Source organism: Longimicrobium sp., assembly GCA_036389795.1.
Taxonomy (GTDB): Bacteria; Gemmatimonadota; Gemmatimonadetes; order Longimicrobiales; family Longimicrobiaceae; genus Longimicrobium.
On the sequence record DASVWD010000071.1, the window covers coordinates 1 to 16,794 of the forward strand.

The window sequence follows — 16,794 nt, forward strand, 5'->3', positions numbered from 1 at the left end:
GCACCGCGCAAGGAAGCGGCCGACCGGTATGGCGGCAACGGGGGGCCACAGGGCAGAATTGGGCAGTCTGCCCCCGGGGATGATTTGCCCGGATCGCCCGGAGCTTGACAACGGTGGCCTCATAGAAGGGATGCGCGCCCGACAGGGCGCGCAGCCCGGCCCCCTTCAGGGGGACACGCCCAAACTGCAGTGCGTTAGTGCGTTAGTGCGTTAGTGCGTTAGTGCGTCAGTGCGCGGTTCGCCGTTTTCCCACCCTGGAAGTGGGGGCAGAAACGGGAGGCGTGGCTCGTTTCTCCTCCGGACCCCACCTCACACGCGCGAAAACCCACCGGAGGCGACCAGGAGGCGGCCATGAGGCGCACGGACGTGGCGAGCCAGTTCCAGGTGTCGGCGGAGATCAACGTGACGCCGATGATCGACGTGATGCTGGTGCTCCTGATCATCTTCATGGTGGTCACCCCCGTGGTGGTCCCCGCGGCGCTCCCGGAGGCGAGGATGGCCGAGCCCGCCGCGAAGGACCACGTGACGCTGGCCGTGGACGCCGGCGGCAACTTCTACCTGGGGACCCGCGGCCGGCTGGACCCCGTCCCCGAGGCGCGGCTGGCGGCGGCGCTGGAGGGCGCCTACCGGGGCCGCCCGGGCGACCACGTGCTGTACCTGAAGGCCGACCGCGAGGCGGGGTACGGGCGCGTGCTGGCGGCGCTGGACGCGGCGCGCGCGGCCGGGGTGCGCACGGTGGGCGCCATCGCCAACCGGCCCTCCAGCCGTCGCGACGACTGAGCCGGGTTCCGACATCCACCAAGCGCGACGGAGGAGAGCATGGCGCTGGGCATGGCGGGCAGGAGGGGCGGCGTGGCGCACACGATCAACGTGACGCCGATGATCGACGTGCTGCTGGTGCTGCTGGTGATCTTCATGGTGGTGCAGCAGGGCCTGCGGCGCGGGGTGAGCGTGCAGGTCCCGACGCCGGACGCGGTGACGCCGCCCGGGCCGGAGGCGATCGTGCTGGAGGTGGAGCCGGGCGGCCGCTACTTCCTCAACACCCGGGCGGTGGCGGCTGCGGCGCTGCAGGCGGAGCTCGCGCGCGCGTACGCGGGCCGCCCGCGCAAAGTGCTGTTCGTGAAGGGGAGCGAGCGGCTGGCCTACGGCGAGGTGGTGGCGGCGGTGGACGCGGGGCGCGCGGCGGGGGTCGAGGCCGTGGGCCTGGTGCCGCGCGCAAGCGGCGCTCCGCGCTGATCTTGCCCCTTCCCGCGCGGCTCCTCATAATAGTGCGCGAGTGACAGGCCGCCGCTCCGTGGCCGGGGCGGCGGCCTTCGCTTCGCGCGGCGGGCCAGCCCGGCCTTCCGCTTCCCGCGACCTTCCGGCACCCCGCCGATGCTGAAGCTCTTCCGCCGCGTCTCGCTCACCCAGTGGATCCTGATCGGCATGGCCGTGGGCGTGGTGATCGGCCTGCTCTTCCCGGAGGGGCAGGCGGGGTTCCACGCCAGCTCGCTCAAGCCGCTCTCCACGATCTTCCTGCGCATGATCAAGTCGATCGTGGCGCCGATCATCTTCGCCACGCTGGTGATCGGGATCGCGGGGCACGGCGACGACATGAAGCGCGTGGGGCGGCTGGCGCTCAAGTCGATCATCTACTTCGAGGTGGTCACCACCGTCGCGCTGTTCATCGGGCTGGCGGCGGTGAACCTGACCAAGCCGGGGGTGGGGATCACGCTGGCCGCGCCGGCCGAGCAGGGGCGCGACCTGGCGGCCACGGGGCAGAACCTCTCCATCGGCTCGTTCCTGGAGCACATCGTCCCGCAGAACTTCGTGGAGGCGGCCTCGAAGAACGAGGTGCTGCAGGTCGTCTTCTGGTCGATCCTGTTCGCGGTGGCGCTGTCGCAGGTGCGCGGGCGGCCCAAGGAGGTGATGCTCGGCTTCTGCGAGGCGCTGGCGGAGATCATGTTCAAGTTCACCGCCATCATCATGCGCTACGCCCCGATCGGCATCGGCGCGGCGATCGCGGTGACGGTGGGGCACAGCGGCGCCAGCGTGCTGGTGAACCTGGCCAAGCTGATCCTGACGCTGTACGGCGCGCTGGCCGTCTTCATCCTGCTGGTGCTGCTGCCGGTGGCGCTCCTGGCGCGGGTGCCGATCCGCAAGTTCCTGCAGGCGGTGAAGCAGCCGGCGCTGATCGCCTTCTCCACCACCAGCTCCGAGGCCGCGCTCCCCCGCGCCATGCAGGCGATGGAGGCGATCGGGGTGCCGCGCCGCATCGTGGCGTTCGTGATGCCCACCGGGTACTCGTTCAACCTGGACGGGACCACGCTCTACCTCTCCCTGGCCTCGGTGTTCGTGGCGCAGGCGGCGGGGGTGCACCTCTCGCTGGGCGAGCAGCTCATCATGATGCTGACGCTCATGATCACCTCGAAGGGGGTGGCGGCGGTGCCGCGCGCCTCGCTGGTGATCCTGTCGGGGACGCTGGCCACCTTCGGGCTGCCGCTGGAGGGGGTGGCGGTGATCCTGGGGGTGGACGAGCTGATGGACATGGCGCGCACCACGGTGAACCTGGTGGGGAACTGCCTGGCCACGGTGGTGATGGCGCGCTGGGAGGGTGAGTTCGACCCCGACGCGGCGGTGATCCCGCCCGAGGAGGCGCCGGAGAGCCTGGGGATCGACCAGGAGCCCGGCGTCGGCCGCATCCCCGACCACCGGCCGCTCGGGGAGAGTGCGTAGGAAGTGCGAAAGTGCGTGAGTGCGAAAGTGCGAAAGTGCGAAAGTGCTAAGTCCTGAGTCCTTGGTCCTTAGTGCTTTTGCGTCGCGACCGATGCGTAGTCGCTCTTCTCGCACATAGAACTCAGGTCCTGGGCACTCACGCACTCACGCACTCACGCACTCACGCACTCACGCACTCACGCACTTTCGCACTTTCGCACTTTCGCACTTCACCGTAGTTTCGCCCGCACTCCGGCGGGGGGACGCCCCTCCGCGCCGGCCCCGTCCCCCCCACGGTCTCTCCCATGTCCCAACTCTTCCGCAGGAAGCCGATCGCCGAGCTGCTGGTGGAGGGCGATCACCCCAACGCCCTGAAGCGCGCCTTGGGCGCGGGCGACCTGGTCATGCTCGCCATCGGCGCGGTGATCGGGGCGGGGATCTTCTCCTCGATCGGCACCGCCGCGGCGGGCGAGGTGCTCCCGAACGGCGAGGTGGTGCGCTACGGCGCGGGGCCGGCGCTGGTGATCTCGTTCCTGCTGCTGGGCGCGGTGTGCGGGCTGGCGGCGCTCTGCTACGCGGAGCTGGCCTCGATGATCCCGCAGGCGGGGAGCGCCTACGCCTACTCGTACGCCACGCTCGGCGAGCTGGTGGCCTGGATCATCGGCTGGGACCTGATCCTGGAGTACGCGGTGGGGAACGTGGCCGTGGCGGTGGCGTGGAGCGGCTACTTCAACTCGCTCCTCTCCGGCTTCGGGATCCACCTGCCGGACTTCCTCACGCACGGCTACCGCGCGGTGATCAAGAGCTCGGACCCCGCCGTGCACGGGCTGCTGGACACGGCGCCGCGGGTGTTCGGGATGCCGCTGCTGGTGAACCTCCCCGCCTTCGCCATCGTGATGCTCATCACCTGGCTGCTGATGCTGGGGGTGCGCGAGAGCGCCCGCGCCAACAACATCATGGTGGTGGTGAAGCTGCTGGTGCTCACCCTGTTCGTGGTGGTGGGCGCCCTGAACGTGAACATGGACAACTTCACCCCGTTCGCGCCCAACGGCTGGCGGGGGATCCACCAGGGCGCGGCGATCGTCTTCTTCGCCTACATCGGCTTCGACGCCATCTCCACGGCGGCCGAGGAGACGAAGAACCCGCAGCGCAACCTCCCGATCGGCATCCTGGGCGGGCTGGGGATCTGCACGGTCATCTACATCATCGTGGGCATCGTGGCCACGGGGCTCGTCCCCTACCAGCAGCTCAAGGGCGCCGACCCGCTGGCGCAGGCGCTGGAGGTGGCGGGGCTGAAGACGGCGGGGTGGATCGTGGCCTTCGGCGCGGTGGTGTCGCTCACGGCGGTGCTGCTGGTGTTCCAGTACGGGCAGCCGCGCATCTTCTTCGCCATGGCGCGCGACGGGCTGCTGCCGCCCTGGGCCGCGAAGGTGCACGGCAAATACCGCACGCCGTACGTCACCACGCTCCTCACCGGGATCGCCGTGGCGGTGGGGGCGCTCTTCGCCGACGAGAACGAGATCTACGACCTCACCAACATCGGCACGCTCTCGGCGTTCGCCATCGTCTGCATCGGGGTGCTGGCGCTCCGGGTGCTGGAGCCGGAGCGGCCGCGCCCGTTCCGCGTGCCGGCGGTGTGGCTGGTGGGCTTGGTGGGGGCGGCGGCGTGCCTCTACACCATGGCCGGCCTGCCGAAGACGGCCTGGGAGCGCTTCGGCATCTGGCTGGCGATCGGCCTGGTGCTCTACTTCGTCTACGGCTACCGCAAGAGCACCCTGCGCGGCCGGCCCGGCGCCCCGCCCGCGCCGGCGGGCTTCCCGCCCGGTCCGACCGGTCCGGCGGGTCCGGCGGAGTAGCTGCACGGTAGCTCCAGGCTCTGAGTCGATCCAGAGCCACAAACAGCAGGCCTCACGCAGAGTCAGAGCTAGCAGAGAACCCTTCCGTTGACTCCGCTGACTCTGCGTGAGAAAAGTCTTTCACTGGACTCGGTGTCATACCAGATGGAAGGATTGATTGTGCATTCTTCAGTCGAAGAGAGTCTGTTGCGGCTCTAGTGCCTGCTCTTCGGAATGCACAACCAATCATCGTGAATGGTGTCACATCGCGCAGCATGCCCGACGCGGATGACCCGGATGCGAAGCGCCTCTCCCGCACGGCTGCGGGAGGGGCGCTTTCGATCTTCGGCTTTAGAGCCCGGACGTCAGCGTCCGCCCTGGGCCCGGCGGCGTGGGGCCGGCGCGCGGCGGTCCTCAAAAGGGGGCTCGTCCGGGGTGCGGACGTCGGCGTCGTCGCGGCGGCGCTCGGTCCCGGCGCGCCGCTCGGCGCGAGTGTCGACGATGCCGTCGGTCTCGGAGCGGAAGATCGGGCCCGGCGGCTCGTCGCCCTCCTCGAGCACGTCGTGGGTAACCGGGCAGTTCTCCTCGGCCTCCTTCGGGTGCAGGAGCGACCACACCACCGAGCCGGCCAGCACCCCCGCCACCACCGCCAGCGACACGCCGATCGGCACGTGCACGTGGACCATGGTGGCCAGCATCTTCAGGCCGATGAAGACCAGCACGATGGAGAGGCCGATCTTCAGGTAGTGGAACTTGTCGATCACCCCGGCCAGCAGGAAGTACAGCGAGCGCAGGCAGAGGATGGCGAAGACGATGGAGGTGAACACCAGGAACGGGTCGGTGGTCACCGCGAAGATCGCCGGGATCGAGTCGACGGCGAAGATCAGGTCGGTGGTCTCCACCAGCACCAGCACCACGAAGAGCGGCGTGGCGGCCAGGCGCAGGCGGTCGCCGATCTTCTCGCGGGTGAAGAAGTGCTGGCCGTGGTACTGGTTCGTCACCGGGAGGAAGCGCCGGATCAGCTTGAGCGCCGGGTTGGACTCGGGCTCGATGTCCATCTCGTCCTGCGTGGCCATCCGGATGCCGGTGAACACCAGGAAGGCGCCGAAGACGTAGATGATCCAGTGGAAGCGGTCGATGAGCAGCGCCCCGGCCCCGATCATGGCGCCGCGCATCACCAGCGCGCCCAGCACGCCCCAGAAGAGCACGCGGTGCTGGTACTTGGGCGGGACCTTGAAGTACGAGAAGAGGAGGACGAAGACGAAGATGTTGTCGACCGAGAGCGCCAGCTCGATGATGTAGCCGGTGACGAACGCCAGCGCGTCGCGGTGGCCGCCCACGATGTCCCAGGGGAGGGTGCGCGTGGCGATCCCGGCGGCGAAGAGCATCGCCAGCACCACGGTGATCACGCTCCAGCGCGCCGCCTCGTGGAGCTTGATCTCGTGCGCCTTGCGGTTGAAGACGCCCAGGTCGATGGCGAGCATCACCAGCACGAAGCCGATGAACGCCACCCAGGGCAGGACGTGTCCGTGCAAAGCTCTATCTCCCGTTCGACTCGCGTTCCCCGTAGCCAAGAAAACGGGCGAGACCTTCGTCCGGACCGGCGGCCCGCGGGGCCGCGCTTTCCGGGACGAAGGTCTCGCCCTGACCAGGCGCCAGCGGCGCCCTGTCCCGGCCGGACCGTGCGGGGCGGGCCCCGCAGTCTTGACGATCCGGCCGCCGGGTGTCTCCCCGGTGGACTACTCCCCTTCAATGATGTGCGGGGAAGGTACTGCGCAATTCCCTTGCCGTCAATCGCGCCTCCCTTCCGCACCTGCCTGATACTCTTCTCCCGCGAACTCGTTCGCGAGCCGCGGGAACGGGGGAGGAGGGGCCCCGTTCCCCAGCTCCCGCGAGCCTCCCGGATCCCACGTCAGTTGTAGAACGACCGCCACTCGCTCCACGTCCCTCCGAGCTGGCGGGTCACGTAGAGGTTGCCCTGCCCGTCCGTGGCGAACACGACCGGCACCACCACGCCTCCGTTCTCCTCCTGCCACCGGCTCGCCGTCAGGGCCACCACGCCGTCCAGCGGGGGCGGCGTCTTCGCCTTCGGGGCGTAGAGGGGGATCGACCAGCCCGCCCACGCGCCCCACCTTCCGGCCGGGGAGGTGGTGCTCGCGGCGCGGGTCCAGGTGCTCCCTCCCTGCGCGACCGCGAACACCTGCACCCGGCCGTCGGACGTCCAGGCCGCGTCCAGGTCCGCCAGGGGAGGGGGGGAGCCGCCGAAGGCGGCCGGCGCCGTCCACGCCGAGGCGGCGGCCGCATCGACCTGCCAGCGGGTGCGGGCGTCGCCCGTGTTCGAGACCACGAACACCTGCTGCCGGCCGTCGCCGTGCCGCACGGCCGACACCCACTCGACCCGCACCCCCATCTCCAGCGGCTCCCAGGCTCCCCAGGCCGCGCCGGCGGACGTGCCGCTGGAGCGCCGCGTGTAGAGCACCTGGTCGCTCCCCACGGCGTAGAGCTGCGGGAGCCCGCCCGCATCGTACGCCGCGTCCACGTCGCGGAAGCCGGTGACGCCCGCCGGGGGGCCGAGCACCGTCCAGGGCCGCCACGTCCCGTCGGCGCCCACCCAGGCGGTGAACAGGCCGCCGGTCTGGCTCACCACCACGAGCTGCGGGCGGCCGTCCTGGAGCTTGAACGCCGCCAGCCGCCCGGGGCGAGGCACGGACCCGAGGTCGCGGAAGTTGGTGAAGCGGTCGCTCGCGCCGGGGCCGGTGCGGGAGCGGCTGACCACCCGTTCGCGGTCGCCGTCGGTGGCGAAGACCTGGGTGCGCGCGCTGCCGTCGTCGGCGGAGGCGACCGCGACCCCCGCGGCGAAGCGCGGCGCGTGCTCGAAGCGGCTGGCGCTCCAGAACGCCCCTCCTCCGCTGGTGACGCCGGTGATCCGCCACGCCGGCGCGTCCGGGCTCCCCGCGTCCCAGAGGATGGGAGAGCCCGAGTTCCCGCCCTGCAGCACGCAGCTGAAGTCGTCGAGGGACACGACGTCGTCCGCCTCTTCCAGAGCGAGGCACTTCGGGTCGGTGAAGGCGGGGATCCACCAGCAGTTCCCCTTGAAGTTGGCGCAGAACCCGCCCGGCGACGGCTCCGGGAAGGACGCCGACATCTGCGGGTAGGCCGCGGGATCCCGGGCGTACCCCGCGAAGACCACGAAGCGCGGGTACTGCCAGCGGCCGAGCGTCTCCAGCGGGAGCGACGGGAAGCCCGCCACCGGGGTGGCCAGGTGGCCGATCCCCCAGTCCGACTGCACCGACGGCTGCGCCGTGTCGCCCTGCACGCGGCTTCCCACGATCACGCGGTCGATCGGGTAGCGGGGCGGGTCCGGCCGGCCCGGGTGGTAGTTGGGGAAGAAGACGAGGCCGGTCTGCCAGGCCCCCTGCAGGAAGGGCGTCCCGGCGGCCGTGGCGCCGTCGAAGTCGAAGGTGAAGCAGTGGGAGGCGGCGAGCACGTGCTGGCTGTCGATCAGCGTGCCGGTGCAGCCGTTGTCGACGAAGCCCACGGCGCCCCAGGGGAGCGCGGTCGTCATCGGCATGACGGCGCGGTGCCCGGCGTCGATCGAGTCCTCCTCGGTGGAGAGGGACGCCAGCGCGCCGGCGAGGAGGCCGGCGGCCGTCGGGCCGTCGGCGCCCCGCGAGCGGCCGGCGGCGGCGGAGACGAGCAGGACCGCCGCCGCGGCGAGGAGGAGCGGGGCCGGGCGCCGCCACCGCCCCGGAGGCGGCGGACCGGGCGGCGCGCGCATCAGATCACCGCCACGGAGAGGAGCCGGCGGCAGTCGCTCGCCTGGCACCCGAACGCCGTCCCGCTCGTGTCGGCCGGGTCGTACCCGACTTTGACCTTCCGCCCGGTGAGGTGCGCCATCATGAGCACCGACAGCAGCCGGTTGGCGTGGGCCGTGTTGGCCGTGGAGACGGCGAAGAAGACGAACCCGCCCGGCGCCGCGACGCTGCAGAGGACGTGCACGCGGTTGGCGAAGGCGGCGACGTCGACGGGCTGGCAGGTGTGGACGGCAACGGCCGCGCGGGTGGAGGCCGGGGGAGGGGGCGCGGCGACCGCGTGCGACGGGCCGCGGGAAGCCGCCAGGCCGATGCCGGCCGCGAGCGTGAGCGAGCCCAGGGCCGCACCGAGCCGACGGGAGCGGGGTCGGAGCATGGCCTTCTCCTTGTTCAGGGGTTCCGTGCGATGAAGGGCAGTGAACGCCGAGGCCGACGACCAGCCTCTTCAGGAAGGGGTGTAAGCTCTTCGCATGAAACGTCATGACCGCTACTGCCGCCGCACTTGGCGCCGTTCGGCCTCGCGCCGTGCGCCCGGTCGCGAGGGACGGGCCCTGCCCCGGTGCCGCAGGCTGTCCCCTGTCCCCTATCCCCGAGCGGTTACGCGGCCGGCAGGGTGAAGTGCACCGTGGTTCCCTCGCCGCGGCGGCTCTCGACCCAGATGCGGCCGCCGTGGCCCTCCACGATGCCGCGGGCGATCGGCAGCCCCAGCCCCACGCCGCGGCGGTCGGAGCGGCCCACCTGCCAGAAGCGGTCGAAGATGTGCGCCAGGTGCTCCTCGTCGATTCCCGCGCCGGTGTCGGCCACCGCGAACCACTGCTCGGCGCCGCGGGGCTCGGCCAGCACGCGCACCGAGCCGCCGGGCTCGGTGAACTTCACCGCGTTGCCGATCAGGTTGGAGAGCACCTGCACCACGCGGTCCGAGTCGGCCAGCACGGGGAGCGGCGCGCCGGGCTCGGCCTCGAGCGACACCCCGCGCGCGGCGGCGATCGGGGCCAGCAGCCGCACGGCGCTCGCCACCAGGCTGCGCGCGTCGACGGGGGCGCGGTCCAGCGGGATCCCGCCGTTCTCCTCCATCCGCGCCACGTCGAGCAGGTCGGTGATGAGCCGGTTGGTCTGCTCCACCGAGTCGACCACCTGCTCCAGCGAGTCGGCCACCCAGGGGTCGAGCCCCTTCGTGTCGAGCACCATGGTGGCGTTCAGCAGGATCGAGGCGAGCGGGTTGCGCAGGTCGTGCGACACCACGGCCAGCACCGCCTCGCGGGCGCGGATCGCCTGCTGCGCCTGCCCGTAGAGCCGCGCGTTGTCGATGGCGATGGCGGCCCGCTTGGCCACCTCCTCGGCGTGGGCCAGGTCGGCAGCCCCGTAGCGCCGCCCCGAGTCGGCGGTGGCGCCCAGGGTGATGGTGCCCAGCACCCGCCCGCGCGCGATGAGCGGGGCCACCATGAACGAGCGCAGCCCGATCACCTGGAAGCGCGAGCGGTGCTCCTCGTCCACCGCCAGCATGTCGAGCACCTCGGGGGTGACGTCGGAGACCAGCACGGGCAGGCCGCTCCTCACCACCTGCAGCACGGGGCGGCGGCCGGCGTCGGCGTCGGGCGGGTTGTAGGTGGTGGCCAGCAGCAGCCGCTCCTTCGCGGGGTCCACGTGCGCGCGGGCGATGCGGCGCGTCCCCCCGTCGGGCTCCAGCTCGTCGATCAGGCAGTAGTCGGCCAGCCCGGGGACGGCCAGGCGGGCGAGCTTCTGAAAGGTCTCGTGGTAGTCGAGCGAGGCGTCGAGCAGCGCGCTCACCTCGGCCAGGAAGGCGTAGCGCTTCTCGGCGGCCTCGGCGGCGCCGCGGGCCTGGCGCTCGCGCTCCAGGCTGGCCTCGTGCTCCACCTCGGCCGCGCGCCGGGCGCGCTCGGTGCGGCGCCAGCGCAGCTCGGCGGCGGCCACGGCGGCCACGTCGTCCAGCACGGCGCGCTCCCCGGCTCCCCACTCGCGCGGGCCCTCGTCCAGCAGCAGCAGGCTCCCCAGGAGCTGGCCGCTCCCGGGGTCGTGCAGGGGGAGCGTGGCGGCGGGGTAGAGCCCGCCCTCGTCCAGGTGCCCGGGGAGGGGGACCACGGCGCCGGGGTCCACGCCATCGCACGAGCGCCCCGCCACCACGGTGGCCTCGCCGTCGAACGCCAGCACCAGCGCGCCGCGGGCGCCGGTGAGCGCGCAGGCGAGGCGCGCCAGCCGGTCCAGGACCGCGGCGTCGGCGTCGGCGGGTGCGTTCAGCGCCTGGGTGGCGGGAGCGCCGTCGGGCATGCTCCGGCGGGTCCGGGGGAGGGGCGCGGGCGCGGGAGAGGTGGCCGCGCACGCGGCGGGACGGCTGCAAGATAACCCCCGGCCCCGCGCCGGGGAATCATTTTGTGACCTGTCCTGTGGCGGCTACGGGGCGCTGGGCGGGTCGGGGGCGACGAAGCCGGCGGCGCAGGCGCGGTCGATGGTGCGCACCACGAAGGGCCAGAGGGCGGGGGCGCCGCGCTCGATCGGCGCCATGCGCGCCAGCACCTGGGCGCGGGTGACGCCGTGCTCGCGCCAGCTGCCGCCGCCCGCGTGGAAGTTGAGCAGGAGCGGCTGCAGGCGGTCGAGCGCCACGGCGAAGGCGGCGTCGGCCGTCCGGCCCGCCTCGAACTCCTCCCACAGGGCGCGCAGCTCGCCGCCTTCGGGGTCGGGCAGCAGGCCGAAGAGGCGGGCCGCGGCCAGCTCTTCGCGCGCGGCGCGGTCCAGGTTGGCGGACGCGTCGTAGCAGAAGGTGTCGCCGGCGTCGATCTCCACCACGTCGTGCACCAGCAGCATGCGCAGCACCCGCCCCAGGTCGACGGGGGCGCCGGCGGCGTCGGCCAGGACCACGGCCATGAGCGCCAGGTGCCAGGAGTGCTCGGCGCTGTTCTCCTGCCGCGAGCCGTCCAGGAGCCGCGTGCGCCGCAGCACCCCCTTGAGCCGGTCGGCCTCGACCACGAAGCCCAGCCGGCGCGCCAGGGCAGGGTCTCCGGCTTCGTCGCCCAGGAGGAAGGGGATGGCGCCGCCCTCCATCTACCACTCCTCCCGCTCGTCGGCCGCCTCGGCCTTGCGGCGCTCGCGGCGGCGCTCGGCCAGGGCGTGCAGCCGCCGCTCCTCGTCGGTCTCCAGCAGGAGCGGGGGGACGGGCGCGGGGCGGCCGTTCAGCCGGTCGAGCGCCACGTAGGTGAGCATGCAGCGGTTGGTGAGGCGGCGGACTCCGGTCTCCACCTGCTCGGCCTCGACGGTCACCAGCACGTCCATGGAGGTGCGGCCCGCGTAGACGATGCGCCCCTTCGCCTCGACGTAGTCGGTGGCGTAGATCGGCTCGCGGAACTCCACGCGGTCGATGGCCACGGTGACCACGGGGAGCCGCGCGTGCCGCCGCGCCACCACGCCGCCGCACTTGTCCACCAGCGCCAGGATCTCGCCGCCGAACACGTTGCCGTGGTGGTTGAGCTGGTCGGGCATCATGCTCTCGGCGAGCACGGAGAGCGACTCGCGCGGCGGCTTCGGCGGGGGGAGGTCGGTGTCGTTCGGCGGCATCGCGGTAGGATCGTGGTCGGGAGAAGTGAGCCGGCGCGGCAAGATGGGCGTCGGCGACAGCGGCGGCAACGGGCGGCGCCGGAGATTCTTCCATGTCGCCCATAATCGTTCTGGGTTCAGGTTCTCCAACAAAGGTCTCACGCAGAGCAGCAGAGTCAGCAGAGAAGGCCTCCCGATATTCTCGTGAGACGTCCCGGCTCGATCTCGAACAATCCTCCGTAAGGACCTCACACAGAGGACACAGAGGACACAGAGGACACGGAGAACTTCGATCCGTTTTGCCGTTCCTCTGTGTCCTCTGTGAGAGTCGAGCAGTTCCGGGAATTTCGTCGGAGGGCCAGGTCGGCGGAGGAGAACGTGTTCTCTGCTGACTCTGCTGCTCTGCGTGAGACGATTCGGTCCAGGATCTCGCCCCGGCCGAGTCCCAGCGGAACGGCTATCGGTCGACGGGAAAGAAGCGCTTCAGGGCGCTCTCACGTGCTCACCGGAGACGAAATCATTGACGGGGCGGGCTTTCCGCACTACGTTGCACGTCCCCAAGCCAACACAAGCGACGAAGCATGGCCGGCCCGGCGTGAGGCACCGGGCGCAGCGCGGCCGCGCGCTCGTCGTCCCCCCGTTCCGTTCCCCATCCACATTGCCGGTCCGGTTGATCCACCGGCTCCGGCCCAGACAGGCTTCCGCGCGCGCGGCGGTCCGCGCGCGCCGGGGCATTATCCCTTCTCCGGATCTCTACCATGAGCGGCCTGGAACGACTGCTGATCGGGCGCACCCTGGACGGCCGGTACGCCATCGAGGAGCTGATCGGGCAGGGCAGGGGCGGGTCCGTGTACCGGGCGCGCCACACCCGCCTGGGGTCCCTGCTGGCGGTGAAGGTGCTGGCCTCGCCGCGCAACCCCGAGGCGCGCGAGCGCTTCCGCCGGCTCTTCCGCCACGAGGCGGCGCTGGCCGCGGGGGTGCGGCACCCGGGCCTTCCCCTGGTGATCGGCTCGGGCACCGACGCCGAGCTGGACGTGGACTTCTTCGTCACCGAGCTGCTGGAGGGCGAGAAGCTCTCGTGCGTGCTGGCGCAGCGGGGGAAGCCGCCCGCGGCGCTGGCGCTCAGGCTGCTGAGCGAGGCCGCGGCGGGGGCGGGGGCCGCGCACGGGGCGGGGCTGGTGCACCGCGACCTGCGGCCGGCCAACCTGTACCTGGTGCGCTCCCCGGCGGAGCGGCACGTGCGGGCGCGGGTGGTGGGCTTCGGCGTGCCGCAGCTGGCCTCGCGCGCCACGCTCGCGTCGGCGGACGCGGCGCTGGTGGGGTACGCGCCGCCGGAGCTGTTCGCGGGCGGGCGCCTGACGCCGGCCGGCGACGTGTTCAGCCTGGGGGCCATCGGCTACGAGCTGCTCGCGGGCCGGGTGCCCTTCGACGAGGCGGGGCGCCGCGCGCTGGCGGAGGGCCGGCCGGTGCCGCTGGCTCCCCCGGCGGAGCCGGGCGCCGCCGTCCCCGCGCACGTGATCGAGGCGATCCTGTGCGCGCTCCGCCCCAACCCCGACGAGCGCTTCGCGGACGCGGCGGCGTTCCAGATCGCGCTCGACACGGTCCCCGCCGCATCGTCCCTCCCCGTTCCGGCGATCGGGGTCCCGGGCGGCGCGGCCGACGCGGAGCCGGCGGCGCCGGACTCCGGGGAGAAGCGGGAGGAAGCCGCGCCCGCCGAGGTCAAGGAGCTGCTCGCCAGGATCGACTCGGAGGTGGTGGCGGCGGAGGCGGACGGGGCCCTGGAGCCGCCGGTCGCCGAGATCCCGCCCCCGTCGGCAGCCGAGGTGGGGGCAGCGCTCGCGGAGTTCGATGCCGAGGTGGAGACGGCGCCCGTCACCGCGGCCGAGCCCGTCACCGAGGCGGAGCCGGCCGGCGCCGCAGCCGGGCCCGCTCTTGCCGCCGAGGCGGATTCGGCGGGCGTCGAGGCGGAGTCCCCCACCGTCGCCGAAGCCGAACCGGCCGACATCACCGTGACCGTCACCGTCACGGAGGCCGAGCCGGCGGTCGCCGGGGTGGAGTCCATCGTCTCCGAGGCCGGGACGGGCATCATCGAGGCGGAGTCCACCGTCGTGGAGCCCGCGCCGAAGCCGTTCACCCCGCCGCCGCCGCCCGCCGACCTGCTCCGCGCCGCCTCCCTGGCACCACCGCGGCGAGGCGGCCAGCGCGACGGTGCCCCGTCCCATCCGCCGACGGCGAAGCCGAAGCCCGGGGGCGGCCGGGCCGGGAAGGCCGCGGCGGCCCCGGTCGAGCCGGTCGGCGCGTTCGCCACGGAGCGGGAGATCGCTCCGCCCGACGCGCTCGTTCCGCAGCCGCCGATCGAGGTCCTCGCCGCGCAGGTCACGTCGGGCGCGCCGAGGGATGTGCGTCCGGAGCCGGCCTCGCCCGCGCCCGCCGCGCCGGTGGCGGCCCTGCCGTCCCCCGCTCGCCGGCGGCGGGTGCTCGTGGCGCCGTCCGAGCGTTCGGCGAAGCGCCCGCCGGTGCTGGTCGGCCTCGTGGTCGCTGTCCTGCTGGTCGGCGCGGCCGGCGGGCTCGCGATGTTCCGCAGGGGAGCCAGCGATGCCAGGGCCGCATCACCCGAGGCCGTGAACCAGCTCGCCGCCGGGACCGCGGCCGCGCCCGTCGCCGGCCAGCCGGCGGACGCCCGGGTCCAGGCCTCAATCCAGGCCATCGCCGAGCAGCCGGAAGAGCCCCAGGAGGAAGCGGCGAAGCAGAAGACGCCGGAGGAGCTCGCCGCCGAGGCCCGCCGGGCGCAGCAGGAGGCCGCGCTCCAGCAGCAGGCGCAGCAGGCCGCCGCGACGGCGCAGGCGACGCCCGCGCAGCAGCCGCCGGCCCCGCAGCCCGCGCCGGCGGCGCCCGCGCCGGTGCAGCCCCAGCCCCAGCTCGCCGCCGCGCCGCCTCCGCCGGCGCCCGAGCCGACCATCGCGCCCGCCGAGTCGCGGCGCGCGGCGCCGGCCATCTACGACGCCGACGCGGTGGAGCAGCAGCCGGCGCTGGTCAACGGCCCCGAGGTGGGGCGCCTGCTGCGGGAGCGCTACCCGATGCAGATGCTGCGCAACCGCATCGAGGGGCGCGTGACGGCCACCTTCGTGGTGCGCGAGGACGGCAGCGTCGACCCCTCCAGCGTGCGCGTGGTGAGCTCGGCGAACGCGGCGTTCAACAACGCCACCGCCGGCGTGCTGCGCCGCGCCCGCTTCAGTCCCGCGCGCGTCAACGGCCAGCCGGTGAAGTCGCAGGTCACCATGCCCGTCGTCTGGGCCATCGACAGGTGAGCGACCTGTGTCGGCAGAAAGACGAAGCCCCGGCTGGACGTTTCGGCCGGGGCTTTCGTTGAAAACGTCCCAAGGCAGTTGCGGCCTTCTCGGTAAGCGCATATTCTAATACAGAAGTAAGTCTCATATATACAGAAGAGGGATCCTCATGCCCAGGTCCGCCCTGCGCGGTAACGTCCCGCGAGATGCCGCTGAAAAGCCTGCGATTCGCCGGAAGAACTTGAATATCGACCAGAACAAGCTGGACCGCGCGGTCAAGATTCTCGGTGCCCACTCCGAGACGGAGGCCGTAGACCGTGCGCTGGACCTTCTGGTGTTCCGGGAGGATCTCCTAGAGGGAATTCGTCGAATCGGAGGCACGGGCGGCGTCGAGAACTTCTTCGACGAGCACCTCTGACGTGCGAAAGTTCGCGCTCGACACGAACCTCTACGTCCGGAGCATCCGAAATCCTGCCGATGCCGGGGACCTGGGGCGCTTCTACTCCGCCTTCGCCCCCTCCCTCTATCTCAGTTCCATCGTCCTCCACGAACTCCTCATCGGCGCAGATGGGGAGTTGAAGGTCAAGCAGATCCACAGGGACATTGCGGGTCCGTTCGACCGCACCGGGCGGATCTTCGCCCCTTCTCATCGGTCATGGGTCGCGGCAGGGGAAGCGCTCGCGAAGCTGGCCTCCACGGGTGATCTGGACCGCCGGGCGCTTCCCCGTTCCTTCATCAACGACGTGCTGCTTGCTGCTTCGTGTAGAGAAGCGGGAATCACGCTGGTCACCGACAACGGTCGCGATTTTATGCGGATCGCGCGCGTGCTTCCATGCGAGTTCGTCGAGCCTTGGCCACGAAGTCTTTCCCAAGATTAATCCCGTTCGCGTGCAATTGATGGTAGCTCACACTGAACTCGTACACGAGTCAGTCGGGGCCACTTCCATTTCGGACAGTACCGCGCTGTGACCCGCGCAAGCCGTTGCTCGTCATGGGCCTACACGTGACACATCGCTTGGGAGAACGGCCTGTGAAAGCGGGCCGTACAGCGCGGGAGGGGAGCGTGCGAGTGATGCTCGTGGAGGACGATCCCGACCACCGGACCATCTACCGGACCATGCTGCAGGCGTCCGGCTACGAGGTGGTGGAGGCGCTGGAAGGCGGCGAGGCGGTGCGCATGGCCACCGACCATCCCCCGGACCTGATCCTGATGGACCTGGGCGTTCCCGGGATCGACGGGCTGGAAGCCACGCGGCGGCTCAAGCGCGAGCCGCGCACCTCGAAGGTCCCGGTGGTGGCGCTGACCGCGCTGGTGCTCCCCCAGACCCGCGACGAGGCGCGCGCCGCCGGGTGCGCCGCCTACCTGGCCAAGCCGGTGGAGCCGCGGGTGGTGGTGGAGGTGGTGCGGCGGCTGGCGGGTCCCGCCGACGCGGCGTAGCCCGGCGATCCGTCGTCCTGTCGTCCAGTGAGCGAAGCCCCGGCCGGAGCCCTCCGGCCGGGGCTTCTTCGTGCCTGCTGATCCACCCTCCGGTAGCAGGCGTTCCCGGCCGTGGCGCCCGATCCCGGGGTGTGGCGCGGGTGCGACACCGCGCGCCGGCCGCTCCGTGGCGCGCTCCCCTC

Annotated in this window: 14 protein-coding genes; 8 read left to right on the plus strand and 6 right to left on the minus strand. The window is 72.1% G+C overall.

Going from position 1 to position 16,794, the window contains the following annotated elements; translation table 11 throughout:
• Positions 1–351: 351 nt before the first annotated feature.
• From VF746_08980 to VF746_08995, 4 genes are all read left to right on the plus strand, one after another.
• Positions 352–780 carry a biopolymer transporter ExbD gene (locus tag VF746_08980; GenBank protein HEX8692538.1) on the plus strand — a complete coding sequence of 143 codons (429 nt, stop codon included), beginning with the start codon at positions 352–354 and terminating at the stop codon, positions 778–780.
• Between the two features lie 39 nt (positions 781–819).
• The gene (locus VF746_08985) at positions 820–1,236 is read left to right on the plus strand and encodes a biopolymer transporter ExbD (protein ID HEX8692539.1); all 417 of its coding nucleotides are present in this window, start codon (positions 820–822) and stop codon (positions 1,234–1,236) included.
• Between the two features lie 138 nt (positions 1,237–1,374).
• A complete protein-coding gene (locus tag VF746_08990) occupies positions 1,375–2,715 on the plus strand; it encodes a cation:dicarboxylase symporter family transporter (GenBank protein HEX8692540.1) in 1,341 nt (446 codons plus the stop codon).
• Positions 2,716–2,999: 284 nt separating this feature from the next.
• On the plus strand, positions 3,000–4,550 hold the full coding sequence (locus VF746_08995; protein ID HEX8692541.1) for an amino acid permease: 1,551 nt from the start codon (positions 3,000–3,002) through the stop codon (positions 4,548–4,550).
• Between the two features lie 344 nt (positions 4,551–4,894).
• Here VF746_08995 and VF746_09000 read toward each other — a convergent pair whose 3' ends face one another.
• From VF746_09000 to VF746_09025, 6 genes are all read right to left on the minus strand, one after another.
• Positions 4,895–6,064: a TerC family protein gene (locus VF746_09000; protein ID HEX8692542.1), complete on the minus strand. Its 1,170-nt coding sequence runs from the start codon at positions 6,062–6,064 to the stop codon at positions 4,895–4,897.
• Positions 6,065–6,441: 377 nt separating this feature from the next.
• Positions 6,442–8,307: a hypothetical protein gene (locus VF746_09005; protein HEX8692543.1), complete on the minus strand. Its 1,866-nt coding sequence runs from the start codon at positions 8,305–8,307 to the stop codon at positions 6,442–6,444.
• Positions 8,307–8,717 carry a hypothetical protein gene (locus VF746_09010; protein ID HEX8692544.1) on the minus strand — a complete coding sequence of 137 codons (411 nt, stop codon included), beginning with the start codon at positions 8,715–8,717 and terminating at the stop codon, positions 8,307–8,309. Before VF746_09010 ends, VF746_09005 begins: the two co-directional genes overlap by 1 nt.
• A 221-nt stretch (positions 8,718–8,938) precedes the next feature.
• Positions 8,939–10,627: a GAF domain-containing sensor histidine kinase gene (locus VF746_09015; protein HEX8692545.1), complete on the minus strand. Its 1,689-nt coding sequence runs from the start codon at positions 10,625–10,627 to the stop codon at positions 8,939–8,941.
• A 123-nt stretch (positions 10,628–10,750) separates the two neighbouring features.
• Entirely contained in the window at positions 10,751–11,398 is a 648-nt protein-coding gene (locus tag VF746_09020) for an HD domain-containing protein (GenBank protein ID HEX8692546.1), read from the minus strand.
• The gene (locus tag VF746_09025) at positions 11,399–11,908 is read right to left on the minus strand and encodes an acyl-CoA thioesterase (GenBank protein HEX8692547.1); all 510 of its coding nucleotides are present in this window, start codon (positions 11,906–11,908) and stop codon (positions 11,399–11,401) included.
• A gap of 737 nt (positions 11,909–12,645) precedes the next feature.
• Between VF746_09025 and VF746_09030 the strand changes: the two genes are divergently transcribed.
• The 4 genes from VF746_09030 (at position 12,646) to VF746_09045 (ending at position 16,612) form a co-directional block, all read left to right on the plus strand.
• On the plus strand, positions 12,646–15,195 hold the full coding sequence (locus VF746_09030; protein HEX8692548.1) for a TonB family protein: 2,550 nt from the start codon (positions 12,646–12,648) through the stop codon (positions 15,193–15,195).
• Between the two features lie 148 nt (positions 15,196–15,343).
• Positions 15,344–15,592, plus strand: coding sequence for a type II toxin-antitoxin system VapB family antitoxin (locus tag VF746_09035; protein ID HEX8692549.1), 249 nt, complete (start codon positions 15,344–15,346; stop codon positions 15,590–15,592).
• Position 15,593: 1 nt separating this feature from the next.
• Positions 15,594–16,052, plus strand: a complete 459-nt coding sequence (locus VF746_09040) for a type II toxin-antitoxin system VapC family toxin (GenBank protein ID HEX8692550.1) — start codon at positions 15,594–15,596, stop codon at positions 16,050–16,052.
• Between the two features lie 194 nt (positions 16,053–16,246).
• A complete protein-coding gene (locus tag VF746_09045; protein ID HEX8692551.1) occupies positions 16,247–16,612 on the plus strand; it encodes a response regulator in 366 nt (121 codons plus the stop codon).
• The last annotated feature ends 182 nt before the right edge of the window (positions 16,613–16,794 follow it).

Excerpts from the sequence above, each read along its gene's own strand:
- VF746_08980 (HEX8692538.1), top strand. The coding sequence starts at position 352 with ATGAGGCGCACGGACGTGGCGAGCCAGTTCCAGGTGTCGGCGGAGATC.
- VF746_08985 (HEX8692539.1), top strand. The coding sequence starts at position 820 with ATGGCGCTGGGCATGGCGGGCAGGAGGGGCGGCGTGGCGCACACGATC.
- VF746_08990 (HEX8692540.1), top strand. The coding sequence starts at position 1,375 with ATGCTGAAGCTCTTCCGCCGCGTCTCGCTCACCCAGTGGATCCTGATC.
- VF746_08995 (HEX8692541.1), top strand. The coding sequence starts at position 3,000 with ATGTCCCAACTCTTCCGCAGGAAGCCGATCGCCGAGCTGCTGGTGGAG.
- VF746_09005 (HEX8692543.1), bottom strand. The coding sequence starts at position 8,307 with ATGCGCGCGCCGCCCGGTCCGCCGCCTCCGGGGCGGTGGCGGCGCCCG.
- VF746_09010 (HEX8692544.1), bottom strand. The coding sequence starts at position 8,717 with ATGCTCCGACCCCGCTCCCGTCGGCTCGGTGCGGCCCTGGGCTCGCTC.
- VF746_09015 (HEX8692545.1), bottom strand. The coding sequence starts at position 10,627 with ATGCCCGACGGCGCTCCCGCCACCCAGGCGCTGAACGCACCCGCCGAC.
- VF746_09020 (HEX8692546.1), bottom strand. The coding sequence starts at position 11,398 with ATGGAGGGCGGCGCCATCCCCTTCCTCCTGGGCGACGAAGCCGGAGAC.
- VF746_09025 (HEX8692547.1), bottom strand. The coding sequence starts at position 11,908 with ATGCCGCCGAACGACACCGACCTCCCCCCGCCGAAGCCGCCGCGCGAG.
- VF746_09030 (HEX8692548.1), top strand. The coding sequence starts at position 12,646 with ATGAGCGGCCTGGAACGACTGCTGATCGGGCGCACCCTGGACGGCCGG.
- VF746_09035 (HEX8692549.1), top strand. The coding sequence starts at position 15,344 with ATGCCCAGGTCCGCCCTGCGCGGTAACGTCCCGCGAGATGCCGCTGAA.
- VF746_09045 (HEX8692551.1), top strand. The coding sequence starts at position 16,247 with ATGCTCGTGGAGGACGATCCCGACCACCGGACCATCTACCGGACCATG.